Annotated in this window: 14 protein-coding genes and 1 tRNA gene; 5 read left to right on the forward strand and 10 right to left on the reverse strand. The window is 67.6% G+C overall.

From position 1 onward, the window contains the following. Positions 1-19 precede the first annotated feature (19 nt). Complete coding sequence (locus tag BOS5A_RS03630) at positions 20-1,549, forward strand: sensor histidine kinase (RefSeq protein WP_151953837.1); 1,530 nt, start codon at positions 20-22, stop codon at positions 1,547-1,549. Here BOS5A_RS03630 and BOS5A_RS03635 read toward each other — a convergent pair. The 4 genes from BOS5A_RS03635 to metX form a co-directional block, all read right to left on the reverse strand. Beyond that, positions 1,527-1,925: a response regulator gene (locus BOS5A_RS03635; RefSeq protein ID WP_151953838.1), complete on the reverse strand. Its 399-nt coding sequence runs from the start codon at positions 1,923-1,925 to the stop codon at positions 1,527-1,529. The two genes, BOS5A_RS03630 and BOS5A_RS03635, sit on opposite strands and share 23 nt — an antisense overlap. A gap of 92 nt (positions 1,926-2,017) precedes the next feature. Beyond that, entirely contained in the window at positions 2,018-2,629 is a 612-nt protein-coding gene (gene metW / locus BOS5A_RS03640) for a methionine biosynthesis protein MetW (RefSeq protein ID WP_234419185.1), read from the reverse strand. Continuing rightward, complete coding sequence (locus BOS5A_RS16100; protein WP_151953839.1) at positions 2,626-3,057, reverse strand: GNAT family N-acetyltransferase; 432 nt, start codon at positions 3,055-3,057, stop codon at positions 2,626-2,628. The genes metW and BOS5A_RS16100 overlap by 4 nt, the downstream gene beginning before the upstream one ends. After that, positions 3,054-4,169, reverse strand: a complete 1,116-nt coding sequence (gene metX / locus BOS5A_RS03645) for a homoserine O-acetyltransferase MetX (protein WP_151953840.1) — start codon at positions 4,167-4,169, stop codon at positions 3,054-3,056. Before metX ends, BOS5A_RS16100 begins: the two co-directional genes overlap by 4 nt. 95 nt (positions 4,170-4,264) lie before the next feature. Here metX and hisC point away from each other — a divergent pair, with 95 nt between their 5' ends. After that, a complete protein-coding gene (gene hisC, locus BOS5A_RS03650; RefSeq protein ID WP_151953841.1) occupies positions 4,265-5,365 on the forward strand; it encodes a histidinol-phosphate transaminase in 1,101 nt (366 codons plus the stop codon). Beyond that, the gene (locus BOS5A_RS03655; RefSeq protein WP_151953842.1) at positions 5,362-6,273 is read left to right on the forward strand and encodes a prephenate/arogenate dehydrogenase family protein; all 912 of its coding nucleotides are present in this window, start codon (positions 5,362-5,364) and stop codon (positions 6,271-6,273) included. Before hisC ends, BOS5A_RS03655 begins: the two co-directional genes overlap by 4 nt. Before the next feature lie 151 nt (positions 6,274-6,424). Here the strand turns inward: BOS5A_RS03655 and BOS5A_RS03660 are convergent, their stop codons facing one another. From BOS5A_RS03660 to ftsE, 4 genes are read right to left on the reverse strand one after another with little or no spacing between them, the layout of a single operon-like run. Continuing rightward, positions 6,425-7,120 (reverse strand): lysophospholipid acyltransferase family protein, encoded by a 696-nt coding sequence (locus tag BOS5A_RS03660; RefSeq protein WP_234419186.1) that lies wholly within the window; start codon positions 7,118-7,120, stop codon positions 6,425-6,427. Between the two features lies 1 nt (position 7,121). Beyond that, complete coding sequence (locus tag BOS5A_RS03665; RefSeq protein ID WP_151953843.1) at positions 7,122-7,655, reverse strand: YdcF family protein; 534 nt, start codon at positions 7,653-7,655, stop codon at positions 7,122-7,124. Beyond that, positions 7,652-8,539, reverse strand: a complete 888-nt coding sequence (locus BOS5A_RS03670; RefSeq protein ID WP_151953844.1) for a cell division protein FtsX — start codon at positions 8,537-8,539, stop codon at positions 7,652-7,654. The genes BOS5A_RS03665 and BOS5A_RS03670 overlap by 4 nt, the downstream gene beginning before the upstream one ends. Further along, complete coding sequence (gene ftsE / locus BOS5A_RS03675) at positions 8,536-9,243, reverse strand: cell division ATP-binding protein FtsE (RefSeq protein ID WP_151953845.1); 708 nt, start codon at positions 9,241-9,243, stop codon at positions 8,536-8,538. The genes BOS5A_RS03670 and ftsE overlap by 4 nt, the downstream gene beginning before the upstream one ends. Positions 9,244-9,452: 209 nt before the next feature. Here ftsE and BOS5A_RS03680 point away from each other — a divergent pair, with 209 nt between their 5' ends. Together BOS5A_RS03680 and BOS5A_RS03685 are read left to right on the forward strand one after the other, a co-directional pair. Then, a complete protein-coding gene (locus BOS5A_RS03680; protein ID WP_151953846.1) occupies positions 9,453-10,217 on the forward strand; it encodes an MJ0042-type zinc finger domain-containing protein in 765 nt (254 codons plus the stop codon). A gap of 91 nt (positions 10,218-10,308) precedes the next feature. Beyond that, positions 10,309-10,395, forward strand: a tRNA-Leu gene (locus tag BOS5A_RS03685). Between the two features lie 451 nt (positions 10,396-10,846). Here the strand turns inward: BOS5A_RS03685 and BOS5A_RS03690 are convergent. Both BOS5A_RS03690 and BOS5A_RS03695 read right to left on the reverse strand, forming a co-directional pair. Further along, positions 10,847-11,770 (reverse strand): DUF4886 domain-containing protein, encoded by a 924-nt coding sequence (locus BOS5A_RS03690; RefSeq protein ID WP_151953847.1) that lies wholly within the window; start codon positions 11,768-11,770, stop codon positions 10,847-10,849. After that, the gene (locus BOS5A_RS03695; RefSeq protein ID WP_234419187.1) at positions 11,770-14,889 is read right to left on the reverse strand and encodes a TonB-dependent receptor domain-containing protein; all 3,120 of its coding nucleotides are present in this window, start codon (positions 14,887-14,889) and stop codon (positions 11,770-11,772) included. The genes BOS5A_RS03690 and BOS5A_RS03695 overlap by 1 nt, the downstream gene beginning before the upstream one ends. Between the last annotated feature and the right edge of the window lies 1 nt (position 14,890).

Raw genomic sequence — 14,890 nt, forward strand, 5'->3', positions numbered from 1 at the left:
CTTGAAGGGCACCGTCCCCATGTCCTCCGTCTGCGGTGCAGACGAAGCGCGCGCCGAGGTCATCGCGGCGTACGATGCGCGCGGTGGTGTCAGTCACGGCGCGCTCGACGAGGTGGTACGGTTCGCCGCGCAATTGTGCGAGGCGCCGGTCGCGATCGTTACCTGGATCGACGGGGCGACACAGTATTTCCTCGCCAGGAACGGAGTGGATGTCGATCGTACCGAAACGCGACATTCCTTCTGCCAGTTCGCGCTCGCAAGCGGCGACTATATGGAGGTGTGCGACGCGACCGAAGACCCGCGCTTCATCGACAACCCCTATGTCACCGGCGATCTGAACGTCCGCTTCTATGCGGGCATGCCGCTGATCTCGCCGGAGGGGATCGCGCTCGGCACGGTGTGTATCCTCGATACGGCGCCGCGTCCGGCGGGATTGACCGCGTTTCAGCGCGAGGGGCTGAGGCTGCTCGCCGATCTCGCCATGGCGCGGCTCGGCGATCGCCGTGTGTCGCTGGAGCGCTCGGCGGAGCAGAACGAGGCGCAGGCCGCGATCGCGGACAGCGCGCTGCGCTTCCGCATCCTTGCCGACACCATGCCGCAAATGGTGTGGTCGACGCTGCCAGACGGCTTCCACGATTATTACAATGCGCGCTGGTACGAGTTTACCGGTGTCCCCCAGGGCACGACCGATGGCGAGGGATGGAACGGCATGTTCCACCCTGAAGATCAGGACCGGGCATGGGCGCGCTGGCGGCACAGCCTGGAAAGCGGCGATCCCTATGCGATCGAATATCGCCTGCGTCACCGTGACGGCACCTATCGCTGGGTGCTGGGCCGTGCCCTGCCGATCCGCGACCCCGACACGGGGGCGATCACGCGCTGGTTCGGGACGTGCACCGATATTCACGAGCAGAAACTCGCACTCGAGGAGCGCGAGATCATCAGCCAGGAGCTGAGCCACCGCATCAAGAATATCTTCGCGGTGGTATCGGGGCTGATCGCCTTCGCGGCGCGCGCGAGACCGGAATTCGCGCCCGTCGCAACCGATCTTCGCGAACGGGTGACGGCACTCGGCCGCGCGCATGACTTCGTCCGGCCGCACAGCGCGCAATCACGACCCTCCGCGCAGCAGGACAGCCTCAAGGGCCTGATGGCCGAACTGTTCTCGCCCTATCAGCAGGCGGGGGACGATCGTATCCGCGTCCAAGGCGGCGATCTGTCGATCGACGATCGTTCGGCGACGCCGCTGGCGCTCCTGTTCCACGAGCTCGCCACCAACGCGACCAAATATGGCGCGCTATCCAACGACGAAGGGCATGTGGTCGTATCGATCGACAGCGACGGCGTGGTCGCACGTCTGGGCTGGCGCGAATATGCCGGCCCCGCCGTCAGTGCTCCCTCGGGCGCGGGCGGATTTGGCAGCCAGTTGATCGAAATGAGCGCCGTTCGCCAGATGGGCGGCACGGTGACCCGGTCATGGGACCCGGACGGGCTTGCGCTGGAAATAGCCGTGCCGCTGTCGGCGCTTACCCGCCAGCCCGCGAACTGAGTCGCACCACGTCGTCATTGGCGGCATCATGAGGAATGCGGCCGGTCGCGAGATCGGCCGCTGCGCGAATTGCCGTTTCGCCGAAGGGCTTGCGCACATAACCGATCGCATCGGGATAGGTGATCTGCGCAGGATTGGCGGTTACGTAGATGACACGGATGCCCGACGCGGTAAGCGTGCGCGCGATATCCGATCCCGTCGCGCCGTCACGCAAATTGATATCCACGAACGCAAAGGTGCACCCTGCAGCCGCCGCAAGCGCCGTCGGCGTATCGGCCGCAATACCCGCGACGCGAAAGCCGGCCTCCGTCAGGATCCGTTCTATGTCGAGCGCGACGAAAATCTCGTCTTCGACGATGAGGGCGGTGTCGATCATCCGTCGTCTGCCGTTCAAGGTTCGGGGTTAGCAAACACGCGTCATAGTGCATGGTTCCGCTGCGGCCCCGAAATCGCGCTGCGATGCGTCATTTACTTTCGATCGAAGGACAAAGTCGGGGCAGCCAGCAAGAAAACCGCATGCTCGGCGCGAAAATTGGCCGCCGCTGAGCGCGTGGGGTAGCCGCGCGACAAGAACCACGCGTCCTCGACGGTGATCGACCGCTCGCGCAGGAAGGCGCGGAAGTCGTCGATCGTCACATGGTGGATGTTGGGCGTGTCGAACCACTGCTCGGGCAGCAGCTTCGTCACCGGCATCCGCCCGCCCCACAGCAGCGAGGCACGCACCCGCCAGTGCGCGAAATTGGGAAAGCTGACGAAGGCGCGGCGCCCGATCCGCAGCAGCTCAGTCAGCACCTTGTCAGGGGCGCGGCACGTCTGGAGCGTCTGGCTGAGAATCGCATAGTCGAAGCTCGCATCGGGATAGGCCGCCAGATCGGTGTCGGCGTCCCCCTGGATGACGGAGAGCCCGCGCGCCACCGCCGTCGCGACGTTGCCGGGATCGATCTCGAGCCCGCGGGCATCGACGCCCTTTTCATCGCGCAACGCAGCCATCAGCGCGCCGTCGCCGCAGCCGATATCGAGCACGCGCGAACCGCGGGCCACGTGATCGGCGATGATCGCCAGATCGGCACGCAGCGTCACGGCGCTGCCCTCAGCCTCGCCGCCGCGTCTGGAGTCAGACGCTCCATATAGCGTTCGGGCCGCAGCAGCGCGTGGAAGCCGAGCGCGGCATAGACGCCGTGCGCGTCGGCGGTGACGAGGCCGAAGCGGCGAATGTCGGCAAAGGCGGGGTGATCGACGAACCAGCGAACCATCCGCCGTCCCAACCCCTGTCCACGCGCGCTTTCGTCGATCCAGACATCGGCGATCCAGGCAAAGGTCGCGTGATCGGTGATCGCGCGGGCGAAACCGACCTGCGTTCCGTCCCGATAGGCGCCCAAGGCGTGCGACCCCGCGATCGCGCGCTCCACCAGGGATCGCTCGATGCCGGGTGACCAATAGCTCGACGCCAGCCAGCCATGAATGCGCGCGATATCGAGCCTCGCCTTGTCGTCGTCGAGCGCGATCATGCCGATGCCCTCAGAAAGCCATCGACGACCCGGTTCATCTCCGGTGCGTCGAGCAGGAAGGCATCGTGTCCGTAAGGGCTCGAGAGTTCGACGAAACTCACGGGCGCGCCGGCGGCGTTGAGCGCCTGGACGATCACGCGCGATTCTGCGGTCGGGTAGAGCCAGTCGGTATCGAAGCTGACGAGGCAGAAGCGTGCCTTCGTGGCGCGAAAGGCGTTGGCGAGGTGCCCGCCATGTTCTTCGGCGAGATCGAAATAATCCATCGCGCGGGTGATATAGAGATAGCTGTTGGCGTCGAACCGATCGGTGAAGGTCAGCCCCTGGTGCCGCAGATAGCTTTCGACCTGGAAGTCGGCGTCGAAGCCGAAGGTCTTGGCGTGCCGCGCCTGCAGGCGGCGACCGAACTTCTCGGTCAGCCCGGCCTCCGACAGATAGGTGATGTGTGCCGCCATCCGTGCGACGGCGAGGCCCGCGGTCGGCGCCTCACCGGCGTAATAGTCGCCGCCGCGCCACTGAGGATCGGCCATGACCGCCTGCCGCCCGACTTCGTGGAACGCGATGTTCTGCGCGGTGTGGCGCGCGGTCGAGGCGATGACGACCGCGGCACGCACGCGGTCGGGAAAGGTCGCCGGCCAGCTGAGCGCCTGCATGCCCCCCATCGATCCGCCGACGACCGCGCGGAGCATCCGGACGCCGAGATGGTCGAGCAACGCCGCCTGCGCGCGCACCATGTCGCGGATGGTGATGACCGGGAAGGTCATGGCATAGGGCTTGCCCGTCGCCGGATCGATCGAGGCGGGGCCGGACGATCCCATGCAGCTGCCGATGACATTTGCGCACACGATGAAATGCCGCGCGGGGTCGATCGGCTTGCCTTCGCCGACCATCCGCGTCCACCAGCCCGGCTTGCCGGTGCGCGGATGCGCGGAGGCAACATGCTGATCGCCGGTCAGCGCGTGGCAGATGAGGATCGCGTTGCCGCCGTCCGCACCCAGCGTGCCATAGGTTTCGTAACCGATTTCCAGCTGCGCGAGGCTGCCCCCGCCATCGAGCGCGAACGGCCCGGGCAGGACGACGTGGCGGGCAGGGCCGAAACGCTGGTTGTCGGACATGATCGCGGGCTAGCGAGGTTGGTCTTGCTCCACAACCGTGCCGGCATGGACGGCATCGCTCGACAGCGACGGACGAGGGAAGCTAAGGCGCGGGGATGAACGCACCGCAGCCCAAGAAATGGATCATGGACATCGCGCCCTATATTCCGGGCCGATCCACCACCGATGACGGCCGCAAGGTCGCCAAGCTCTCGTCGAACGAGAATCCGCTCGGCACCTCGCCCCGCGCGCGCGAAGCGTTCGCCTCGGCCGCGAACGAGCTGGAGCGCTATCCCGATGCCTCCGGCGCGATCGTGCGCGAGGCAATCGCGGCGAAATACGATCTCGATCCGGCGCGGATTATCTACGGCAACGGCTCGGACGAGGTCCTGCACCTCGCGGCTGGTGCCTATGCCGGGGCGGGCGACGAGATCATCTTCGTGAAATACGGCTTTGCGGTGTACGAGATCGCGACGCGACGCGTCGGCGCCGTGCCCGTCATCGCGCCGGACGCGGATTATGCGACCGACGTCGATTCGGTGCTCGCCAGCGTCACCGACAGGACGCGCATCGTCTTCATCGCAAACCCCAACAACCCGACCGGCACCTTTGCGCCGCGCGCCGAGATCGCGCGTCTGCATGCAGGCCTGCCGGCGCACGTCCTGCTCGTCCTCGATCAGGCTTATGCCGAATATCTGGGCGCGGCGGACGACGATGGCGGGATGGACCTGGCGAAGACCGCGACGAACGTCCTCGTCACGCGCACCTTCTCCAAGATCCACGGACTTGCCGCGGAGCGCATCGGCTGGGGCTATGCGCACGTCGACATCATCCAGGCGATGCACCGCATCCGCCTGCCGTTCAGCATCACGATCGCGGGGCAGCGCGCGGCGGTCGCGGCACTGGTTGACGACGCTTTCGTCGCCCACACCCGCGATCACAACGCGACGTGGCGCGCGTGGTTCGTGGACGAGATCGCGAAGCTGGGCAATGGCGGGCTGCGCGCGATCCCCAGCCAGGCGAACTTCGTGCTCGTGGTGTTCGAGGGCACGCTGACCGCCGAGACGGCCTATAAGGGCCTGATGGACGCCGGCTATATCGTCCGCTGGCTGCCGGGGCAGGGCCTGGCGCAGGGGCTGCGCATCACGATCGGCACCGAAGCGGAAACGCGCGGCGTCGCGGCGGCGCTGCGCACCTTGGTCGAGCAGGCGGGGTGACGCCGCCCTTCGCGCAGGTTGCGGTCATCGGGCTTGGGCTGATCGGCTCCTCGATCGCGCGCGCGGTGAAGGCGGCGACGCCGGACGTGCGGGTCACCGGGTTCGATGCCGATGCGGGCGTGCGCGAAACCGCGCGGCGGATCGCGCTGTGCGACGCAGTGGCCGAGAGCGCGGGGGAAGCGGTTGCAGCAGCCGATCTCGTCATCCTGTGCGTGCCGGTGGGCGCGATGGGCGCCGCAGCGGCGTCGCTTGCGGATCATCTGCCTGCGCACGCGGTCGTCAGCGATGTCGGCAGCTGCAAGGCGTCGGTCGCCGACGCGCTGCGCGCCGCACTGCCGGGGGTCGAGGTCGTCCCCGCGCATCCCGTCGCGGGCACCGAGCAGAGCGGCCCGGAGGCCGGATTCGCGACGCTCTTCCACCGCCGCTGGTGCATCGTCACCCCGCCCGAGGGGGCCGATGCGGGCGCCGTCGCCAGGGTCGAGGCATTCTGGCGCTCGCTCGGCGCGGAGGTCGAGACGATGGCGCCCGATCATCACGACCGCGTCCTCGCGGTGACCAGCCACCTGCCCCACCTCATCGCCTATACGATCGTCGGCACCGCCAGCGACCTCGAGGAAGTGACGCAGAGCGAAGTCATCAAATTCTCCGCCGGCGGCTTTCGCGACTTCACCCGCATCGCCGCATCCGATCCGACGATGTGGCGCGACGTGTTCCTGTCGAACCGCGAGGCGGTGCTCGAGATGCTCCAGCGTTTCTCCGAAGACCTGTCGCAACTCCAGCGCGCGATCCGTTGGGGCGATGGCGACGCGCTGTTCCGTCACTTCACCCAGACCCGCGCGATCCGCCGCGGGATTGTCGAGCAGGGGCAGGACGACGCCGCACCGGATTTCGGGCGGACGCACGAATAGCCTTTAGCGATCGCCCGATCCTCCCCTGGAAGGGGAGGTGGCATCGCGCAGCGATGACGGAGGGGTAACACCCTCTCGATAGCGCGATACCCCTCCACCAGCTTCGCTGGTCCCCCTCCCCTTGCAGGGGAGGACTTTGGGGGCGGTTATCTCACCGATCGAGCACGTTGATCGCCGCATGCACGCGCGCGTCGATCTCCTCGCGCGGCAGGCCCGGTGGAATGACGTCACCGAAGCGAAAGGTGATTACGCCTGCGTGCTTGGCGCCCTTTTTCGGCCAGAGCACGCCGGTGTCGCACGCGACGGGCACGGTCGGCATTCCGAGCGTCCGGTACAGCCCTGCGAAGCCCGACTTGAGCGGCGGCTGCTCGCCCGGACGCACGCGGGTGCCCTCGGGAAAGATCAGCACCGACCGCCCCTGTGCCTTCGCCGCCTTGCCCTCGCGCATCATCTGGCGCAGCGCGGTCGCCGACGCGTCGCGGTCGATGACCAGCGCGCCGTAGCGCCGCGCCGCCCAGCCCCACACCGGAATGTCAGCCAGCTCCTGCTTCAGGACCATCGCCGGTCCGTCGAGCAGCGCCTGCAATTCCAGCGTCTCGAACATCGCCTGGTGCTTCGACGCGTACAGCGCCGGACCTTCCGGCCGCTCCCCCTCGATCCGGATGCGGATACCCAGCAGCCAGCGTGCCGCCCAGCGGTGGAAACGCGTCCAGAAGGTCGCGTGCGCGATGATCGCCTTTTGCCCGAACAGCGCGGAAATGGGCACGGTTCCCACGATCGGGACCGACAGGCCGTAGAAGACGATGCGGAACGCCAGCGTGCGGACCCACGCGATCGCACCATCCATCCTACAGGCCGATCCCGAGCCACAGCGCGACGCGGCGCAGCAGCAGCTTGTTATATTCGTTGATGAGCAGCGCCAGCCGCGGCTCGCTCGCCACCCCGTCTTTCACGATCACTATATCCTTCAGCGCCGACTGGAGTTCCATCTTCGCGCGCGCCATGTGCCAGTCCGACGTGACGAGGCGAACCGAGGTGAAACCGTGGTCGTGGACCCAGCGGGCGGTTTCCTCGGCATTGGACCGCGTATCGACCGCTTCCGCGCCCAGATCGATGCAACACGCGAAGATCGCCGGCCGCACCTTGTAGGCGAGCGCGAGGTCGATCGGACGGACGCCGGGGCCGACACCGGTGACGAGCATGCGCTTCGCCTTCTTCGCCTGGATCATCGCGATCCCGCGGTCGATCCGCCCCGCGCCGCCCGTCGGCACGACGACCGCGTCGGTGACGGTCGTGTCGTCCGGCTTCGGCAGAGTCAGCATGAACGCGGCAAAGCCGAGCGCCCAGGCCAGCAGGACGACGCCGATGGTGCGCACGATCACAGCGTGCGCCTCAGCACCGCAGTCACCGCGATCCGCGCCGACAAGGCCGCGAGCCCGACGAAGAGCAGGGGCAGCAGGGCCAGCGCGACCCATCCCGCGCCGCCGAGCGTCGCTGCCGACAGCAGGTCCGATCCGACATCGCCGAGCTTGATGCCGAGAACGACGACGACCAGGATCGCGGTCGCCCCGCCGATCGCGCCACCGACCAGCGCGTCGCGCGCGATGCGCCGCTGGAACAGTCGCGCGACCTGCACGTCGGTGGAGCCGAGCATATGCATGACCTCGATCGTCGGGCGGTGCGCCTCGAGTCCGGCGCGTGTCGCCAGCACGACGACCGCGGCAGTCGCGCCCGCCATCAGCAGCACGAGCGCGACGGCGAGCAGGGTGACGAAGCGCATCAATCCGCTGACCGGTGACATCCACGCCTCGTGCGCGTCGATCCGCGCGGCGGGCACCGCGCGGGCGAGCGCGGAGCGGACGCGGGTCAGTGTGGCATCGGACGGATCGGCGAGATCGACGTCGATCAGTGCGGGCATCGGCAATTCGGGATCGGCGCCGTCACTGCCCAGCCACGGCGACAGCAGGCGCGCGAGCGCAGCGCGATCGACCGGGCGGACCGCGGCGACGTCGCGGCTCGCCCGCAGCAATGCCGTGGCGCGCGCGGCCGCGGCATCGCGCTGCGCCGGGTCGGCGATCGCAACCTGCACTGTCATGCGCCCCGCGAGTTGCCGGTCGAGCGACCGCGTCGCGCCCCAGGTCGCCAGACCCAGCGCGGCGGCGAGCACCGTCAGGAACAGCATGATCGACAGCACCCCGGTCATCGCGCCGGCGCCGTTGGCGGCATCGAGCACGCGTGCGGCATGGGGGCGTCGCGCGCGCCTCATGCGTCGAGCCTGCGCGGCGGGAAGCGCAGCGCGCCCGTCGGATCGAGCAGGCGCCCCTTGTCGAGCCGCATCATCTGCGCATTGGGCACGCGGCCGATGATGTGGAGATCGTGGGTCGCTACGACGACCGTGGTGCCCAGGCTGTTCAGGGAATCGAACAGATGCATGAGCCGGTCGGCCATTTCCGGATCGACGTTGCCCGTCGGTTCGTCCGCCACGAGGATTTCGGGCCGGCCGATGACCGCGCGCGCGATCGCCACGCGCTGCTGCTCCCCGCCGGAGAGCGTCGCCGGAAGCGCCTGCGCACGGTCGCGCAAACCCACCCAGGCCAGCATCTCGCGCACCGGCGCCTCGATATCGGCCTCGGGCATGCCGGCGACGCGCAAGGGCAGCGCGACATTGTCGGCGACCGAAAGATGGGGAACGAGCCGGAAATCCTGGAAGACAACGCCGATCCGCCGACGAAATCCCGGCAGCCGGCTGCGCGGCAGGAGAACGGCATCCTCGCCGAAGAGCCGGATGATGCCGCGGCTGGGGCGCTGGGCGAGGTAGAGGAGCTTCAGCAGCGAAGTCTTGCCCGCGCCGCTCGCGCCGGTGAGGAAGTAGAAGGTGCCGGACGCGAGCGTGAACGAGATATCCGACAGCGTTTCCGCGCCCGTGTCGTAGCGCAGCCCCACATTTTCGAACTGCACGATATTCGCCACTGCGCGCCTGCGCTCCCCGCCCCGACCCCGGTCTTGCCCCGGTCCTCGCCACGCCATCGCATGACAGGCGCGCGCGCTTCAAGCGTGGTGATCGAGGGCACGCTTGCCACAGGGTCACGCGGCGTGCTTAGAATCGCGGGTTAACCGGGTTTTACGCGGCGGGGGGTCCGCAGCGGGTTGGCCCGGCCAGTCGTGAAGCGTGCGAGACCATGATCCTCGAATGCCCGGAGTGCCATACCCGCTATCTCGTTCCCGACACGGCGATCGGTGCGGACGGGCGCACGGTGCGCTGCGCGACATGCAAGCATAGCTGGTTCCAGACGCCGGCGGGCTTTTCCGCGCCGATCGACGCGCCGGTCGAACCTGAACCGATCCCGTCGGCTCCCGCGACGTCGGGGGAGGTCGAAGACCGGGCGGGGTCCCGCGCCGACGCGCGACCGGCGTCGGTCATCCCACCCGCGCCGCAGGTTGCCGCGTTTGCGGGCGCCGAACCCGCTGCCGCCGATTATGACGCCTTCGCCCACCGCGCGCCGTTTCGCGCGCGGCGCAATCCTGCGCGCCTCTGGACGATCGCCGCGATTGCCGCGGCCGTGTTCATGGTCGTCGCTGCCGGCGCGATCCTGTGGTCCGGCGCGCCAGGGCTGCTCCAGCGCATCGGCATCCCCGTGGGCAGCGGGGAAAACCCGCTGAAGCTGGTGAACAACCCGATCGAGCGGCGCGAGCTCGCCAATGGCAGCGAGCTGTTCGCGATCAGCGGTCGCGTCATCAACCCGTCTGGCAGCCGCCAGCGCGTGCCCGATATCCGCGCCGATCTGAAGGACGCCTCGAACCGCACGGTGTTCAGCTGGACGATCACCCCCGAGCAGCGGACGCTGGGGCCGGGTGGAACGATCGACTTCAACTCCGCGAAGCTCGACGTGCCGGCAAACTCGAAACAGCTCGAGCTCAGCTTCGCCGGCGAAAACGCCAGCTGATTCGCAAATGCGGGCATTGCCAGCCCCGAAACGCTTTGCTAGGGGCGCTCGCCTACCAGCTGCCGGGGCGTGAACCGGTAGTTCTTCGAGTGCGGTCGTGGCGGAACTGGTAGACGCGCAACGTTGAGGTCGTTGTGGCCGAAAGGCCGTGGAAGTTCGAGTCTTCTCGACCGCACCATTCCCGAGCAAAAGAGGGCACCGCCCGCTTTCGGGCGCGGTCGTGTGTGACCTGGGCATGTTCGAATGCAGCCCGGGTTCGCGAAAATGCGGACAGCGTCCGTCGAAAGTTCGACCCTGTCGACCGGAAAAGCAATATCGGCGGGTCTGAAATCAGGATCGCCGCGCCGGCGTCTGTCGCTCGGTCTCCATCCGAATTGACGAACCATCGTGGGCGTGATCTTGCGTTTCGAGATACGATCATGGCTGTGCGCGCCCAATTTCTGCGGCCGCTTTCGCCCCGCCGCGCGATAGCCCGGCGATGCGATGGCTGGAACGACGCATATCGGCTTTCGCATCGTCCACGCGAACCCGCGCATTTGAATCGCGCGGTCGCGGATATGCGTGATTTACACAAATGAACTTTTGCTCGGGGTGCGTGAGCGCGTGGCGCGCCCGAACAGAGGGTGAGGTCACGGCGTCGCAGAAAGCTCGTCATGCGCGACGCGTTGCAACGCGACCGCATCCCTAGGTGAGATGCCGAGTTCGTCGGCGGCGCGCTCGGCGGCACCGAGCGACATCGGGTCACGCCCGGTGATCCGCCCGAAGACGACCAGCGCCTCGAGATAATAGCCGTGGATGCTGGCGTGATATTGGTCGTAGGTCCACAGATCGACCTGGCCGTAGCTGATGCCGTCATACGGATCGGGGTCCGCCACGCCCGTCGCGAACGCGCGGTTCCAGGCCTGTCCCACCGGCAGGACGCCCGCGACCGCCGGCGTTGCGGCGCGGGCACGATCGGCGGCGGCGCGCAGGTCGGTCGCCATCACGCTGACCGGCTGGCGATACCAGTGGCCGGTCGGGCGATAGGTTTCGTCGGCGCGGGTCCAGGTCGCCATCAGTTCGATCCGCACCGCCGGATTGCGCGCGGTGAACAGCCGCGCCAGGCGGCCGACATCAGCGATATAGTCGGTGTCGTCGCCGGGCTTCTTGCGGTTGAGCGTGCTCAGCTCCTGCAGCACCACCACGTCCCACGCCCGGTCGAGGCGCTGCCGCCGCTCGTCATAGTGGAAGCCCAGCGTTTTGCCGCCCTGCGTCTCCAGGCTGACGGCGTAGTCGAGTCCCGCTTCCTCGGTGAAGGTCTTGAACAGCGCGGGCACCCCGCCATAGCCATCGCCATTGAGGTCGGTCACGCTCGCGGCGTGCCAGTTGCGCACCGCCGAATGCGCGCCCTGGGTGAAGCTGTTGCCGACGAACAGGATCGTGCGGGCCGGGGCCGCGACACCAGGAGCGGCGATCGGCGGGACGGCCGGCGGGACGGCCGGCGCGTCCTGGGCGGTCGCCGGGGTCGCAATGGTCAGCGCGATGGCGATCAGCGGGATATGGCGCCAGTTCATCAGAAGTTCTTCCCGACCGTCAGATACCAATAGCGGCCATAGGGCACATAGAGCGAGCCCAGATACCCGTCGGCGACCACCGGCGGTTCCTTGTCGAACAGGTTGCGCGCGCCGATGCGGAAGCGGGTGCCGTCCATGAAGGTCCCTTTCACCCGGTATTGCGCGTAGAGATTGAAGGTCGTCGTCCCCGCGACCGGATAGGGGTTGCCGTCGGTATCGAGGAAGTTGGTGTCGTCGACCGGGCCGATATAGTTGGCGAATGCGCCCACCTGCCACTGCTTCTGCGACCAGGTCAGCGATCCCGTGACGCGCCACTTCGGCCGGCCGCGATCCTCGATCAGGTCGCTCGCGTCGGTCAGCGGGGTGGCGGCATTGATCTGCCCCGCCGCACGCGCGTCGAACAGCGCCTGTACCGCGGGCGGCGTATCGCGGCTGAACTTGGTCAGCCGCGCGGCGTTGATTGCCAGGTCGAATTTTCCGATGTCGGTGCGCACATTATAGAGCAGCGCCAGATCGATGCCCTGCACGGTCTGCGGCAGCAGGTTGGTGAACTGGTCGTTGATCTGCAGCACCGCTCCTGCCGGCGCAAGCCCGGTGCCGGCGAAGGCGGGGGTGTCGTCCGCAGTCGGCGCGGCGCGGATCACGTTGGGGTTGCTCGATCCCTGCAGCCGCAGCAGATAGTCGAGCACCAGCGCGTTCTGCGGCCCGAACTGGCCGACGATGCCGACCTGCTTGATCGACCAGAAATCCGCGGTCAGTGTCAGCCGGCCATACTCGCTGGGGATGAAGCCCGGCTGGATGACGGTGCCGACCGTCCAGTTGGTGCTGTTCTCGGGCTTCAGGTCGCGGTTGCCTGCGATCGCGATCTGGTAGCTCACCCCGCGGCCGCACGCGCTGAAGGTGCTGATCCGACCGGCGCGCAGATCGGCCTCGCACGCATAATAATCGGTGTTCGATCCCAGCCGCGAATAGCGCGTGGTGTTGACCTGTTCGAGGTTCGGCGCGCGGAACCCCTGCGAAGCGGAGGCGCGCAGGCGAAACCCGTCGACGAGATCCCAGGCGATCGCGACCTTGGGCTTCGCGACCGATCCGAAGTCGCTGTAATGCTCGTAGCGGCCCGCGATCTGCATATCGATTCTGTGAACGAGCGGAATGCCCATATCGGGCGACACGACCGGCAGCGCGATCTCGGAGAAGGCCGAAAACACGGTGCGCGCGCCGAACGAGCTCGGCGTCGGGCTGACCGCGGCGACGTTGGACAGATTGGTTTCGCCCGTCACCAGATCGGTGAAGGTGATGTCGCCGTTGAGATTGGGATCACGGATGTCCGCCTGCGTCTCGCGCCGCCCTTCGACGCCGAACGCGAAGCCGACATGTCCCGCGGGCACCGCGATCAGCCGCGCGTTCGACAGCTTGAAATCGCCGAGGAACAGCGTCGTGCGGTCCTTGCGCCGCAGCCGGAACTGGAAGGCGTCGATCGTCTGCTGGCTGGCCACGGAGCAATCCCCCAGCGACGGGGTCGCCGAACAGCCGCCCGAGAACGGGTTGTATGCATTGGGCGTCGAGAGCGCGAGGTTCTTCTGGAACGCGGTCATGTCGATCGCGTTCGAATCGTCGGTCGCCTGCGCCGCAGTGTAGAGCAGCGCGCTGTCGAAATCGAAGCTGCCGAGCTTGCCCTTCACCCCGCCGAGGAACCGCGACTGCCAGTTGGTGACATCGACCAGCTGCTTGCCCGCATCGACGAAGCGGTAGGTGGACAGGCGCACGGGTAGCCCCGCCGCGGGGACGTTGGTCAGACCGGGGATACGGTTTGGGTTGAGCGATCCGTCCGCGAAGCGGGTCGGGCCGAACGGGTTCCAGTAGTTCGAGGCCGGGATGACGATCGCATTGAGGTTGATCGTCGGCGGCTGCATACGGTGGGTGTCCGCCCGGTAATAGCCGAGCTCGGTGTAGAAGGTCACCGCGTCGCTGACGTCGTAATGCGCCGTCAGGAAGGTGTTGTAGCGGTTGAACGACGGCGTGACGGTGGTGCCGGGGCGGGTATCGAACCGCTCCGAGCGCAGCGTCGAGGCGGTCGCGCGGGTTCCGGTGCCGTAACAGACGTTGGAATTGACCGTGAAGGCGCAACCCGGATTTGCCGCCGACTGGGTGTGGAAGGCGCCGGCGGACGAGGTCACCGCGCGGGTGCCCATGCGGATCGTGCCGGGGCCGCCGACCACCGCCAGGTTCGCCCAGGGCGACTGGGTCGCGCGGCCGTCGGGGACGAGGCTGGAGGCGTAAGCGGGGTTGTCCGCGAAGAAGGACAGTAGGTTGTCGGACGCCGTATAGGGCTCATCCGAGGCCAGCTGTGCGGTGCGCCGGGTATAATCGAGGAAGATGGAGACGTTGCCGCGCCCGTCCGCGAAATTCGTCCCCGCAGTGCCGGTGACCTGCAGCTCCTTGCGGTGGGTGCCCTCGGCAAAGCCGAACCGGTAGTTGAGGCTGGCGCCGTCGAAATCCGATTTGGTCACCGTGTTGACCACGCCCGCGACCGCATCGGCGCCGTAGATCGCGGCGGCGCCATCGCGCAGGATTTCCAGTCGCTCGATCCCCGCGACCGGCAGCGCATTGGAATTATAGCCGAGCACCGGCACGTTGCCGTCGCCTGCCTGACTGGTGGGATGCTGGACGAGGCGGCGGCCGTTGAGCAGCACCAGCGTGTTGCCGACCCCCAAATTGCGCAGGTTGATAGAATTGACGTCGCCGCGCGCCGCGTTCGAGGTCTGCGGGTTGTTCGCCTCGTTGAAGGTCACGTCGCCGGCTTGCGGGATCGACCGGAACAGTTCGTCGCCCGAGACCGTGCCGGTCGCGTCGATCTGCGCCTGATCGATGACCGACACCGGCAGCGCGGCACTGGTGCTCGCGCCCTTGATCTGGCTGCCGACGACGACGATGTCCGCGGCAGCCTCCGGGGCCTGCGCTGCGGTGTCGGGGTCGGCGTTCGCCTGCGGTGTCGCCTGGGCCAGGCCGGGAACGGCTTCGGCGCGCGGCGCGGGCGTCTGCGTTTGGGCCTGGGCCTGGCCCGCGATCAGTGCCGCGAGCGCGCTGCCGGTGGCAAGCGCAAGGCGTGCGTTGGTCATC

It is taken from the genome of Sphingomonas sp. EC-HK361, from assembly GCF_902498785.1.
Classification (GTDB): Bacteria; Pseudomonadota; Alphaproteobacteria; order Sphingomonadales; family Sphingomonadaceae; genus Sphingomonas.

What these genes read in the sequence shown, in the direction of transcription:
- BOS5A_RS03695 (WP_234419187.1), bottom strand. Translation starts at nt 14,889, where the DNA reads ATGACCAACGCACGCCTTGCGCTTGCCACCGGCAGCGCGCTCGCGGCA.
- BOS5A_RS03660 (WP_234419186.1), bottom strand. Translation starts at nt 7,120, where the DNA reads ATGGATGGTGCGATCGCGTGGGTCCGCACGCTGGCGTTCCGCATCGTC.
- hisC (WP_151953841.1), top strand. Translation starts at nt 4,265, where the DNA reads ATGAACGCACCGCAGCCCAAGAAATGGATCATGGACATCGCGCCCTAT.
- BOS5A_RS03690 (WP_151953847.1), bottom strand. Translation starts at nt 11,770, where the DNA reads ATGAACTGGCGCCATATCCCGCTGATCGCCATCGCGCTGACCATTGCG.
- BOS5A_RS03630 (WP_151953837.1), top strand. Translation starts at nt 20, where the DNA reads ATGTCCTCCGTCTGCGGTGCAGACGAAGCGCGCGCCGAGGTCATCGCG.
- BOS5A_RS16100 (WP_151953839.1), bottom strand. Translation starts at nt 3,057, where the DNA reads ATGATCGCGCTCGACGACGACAAGGCGAGGCTCGATATCGCGCGCATT.
- metX (WP_151953840.1), bottom strand. Translation starts at nt 4,169, where the DNA reads ATGTCCGACAACCAGCGTTTCGGCCCTGCCCGCCACGTCGTCCTGCCC.
- BOS5A_RS03670 (WP_151953844.1), bottom strand. Translation starts at nt 8,539, where the DNA reads ATGAGGCGCGCGCGACGCCCCCATGCCGCACGCGTGCTCGATGCCGCC.
- BOS5A_RS03680 (WP_151953846.1), top strand. Translation starts at nt 9,453, where the DNA reads ATGATCCTCGAATGCCCGGAGTGCCATACCCGCTATCTCGTTCCCGAC.
- BOS5A_RS03635 (WP_151953838.1), bottom strand. Translation starts at nt 1,925, where the DNA reads ATGATCGACACCGCCCTCATCGTCGAAGACGAGATTTTCGTCGCGCTC.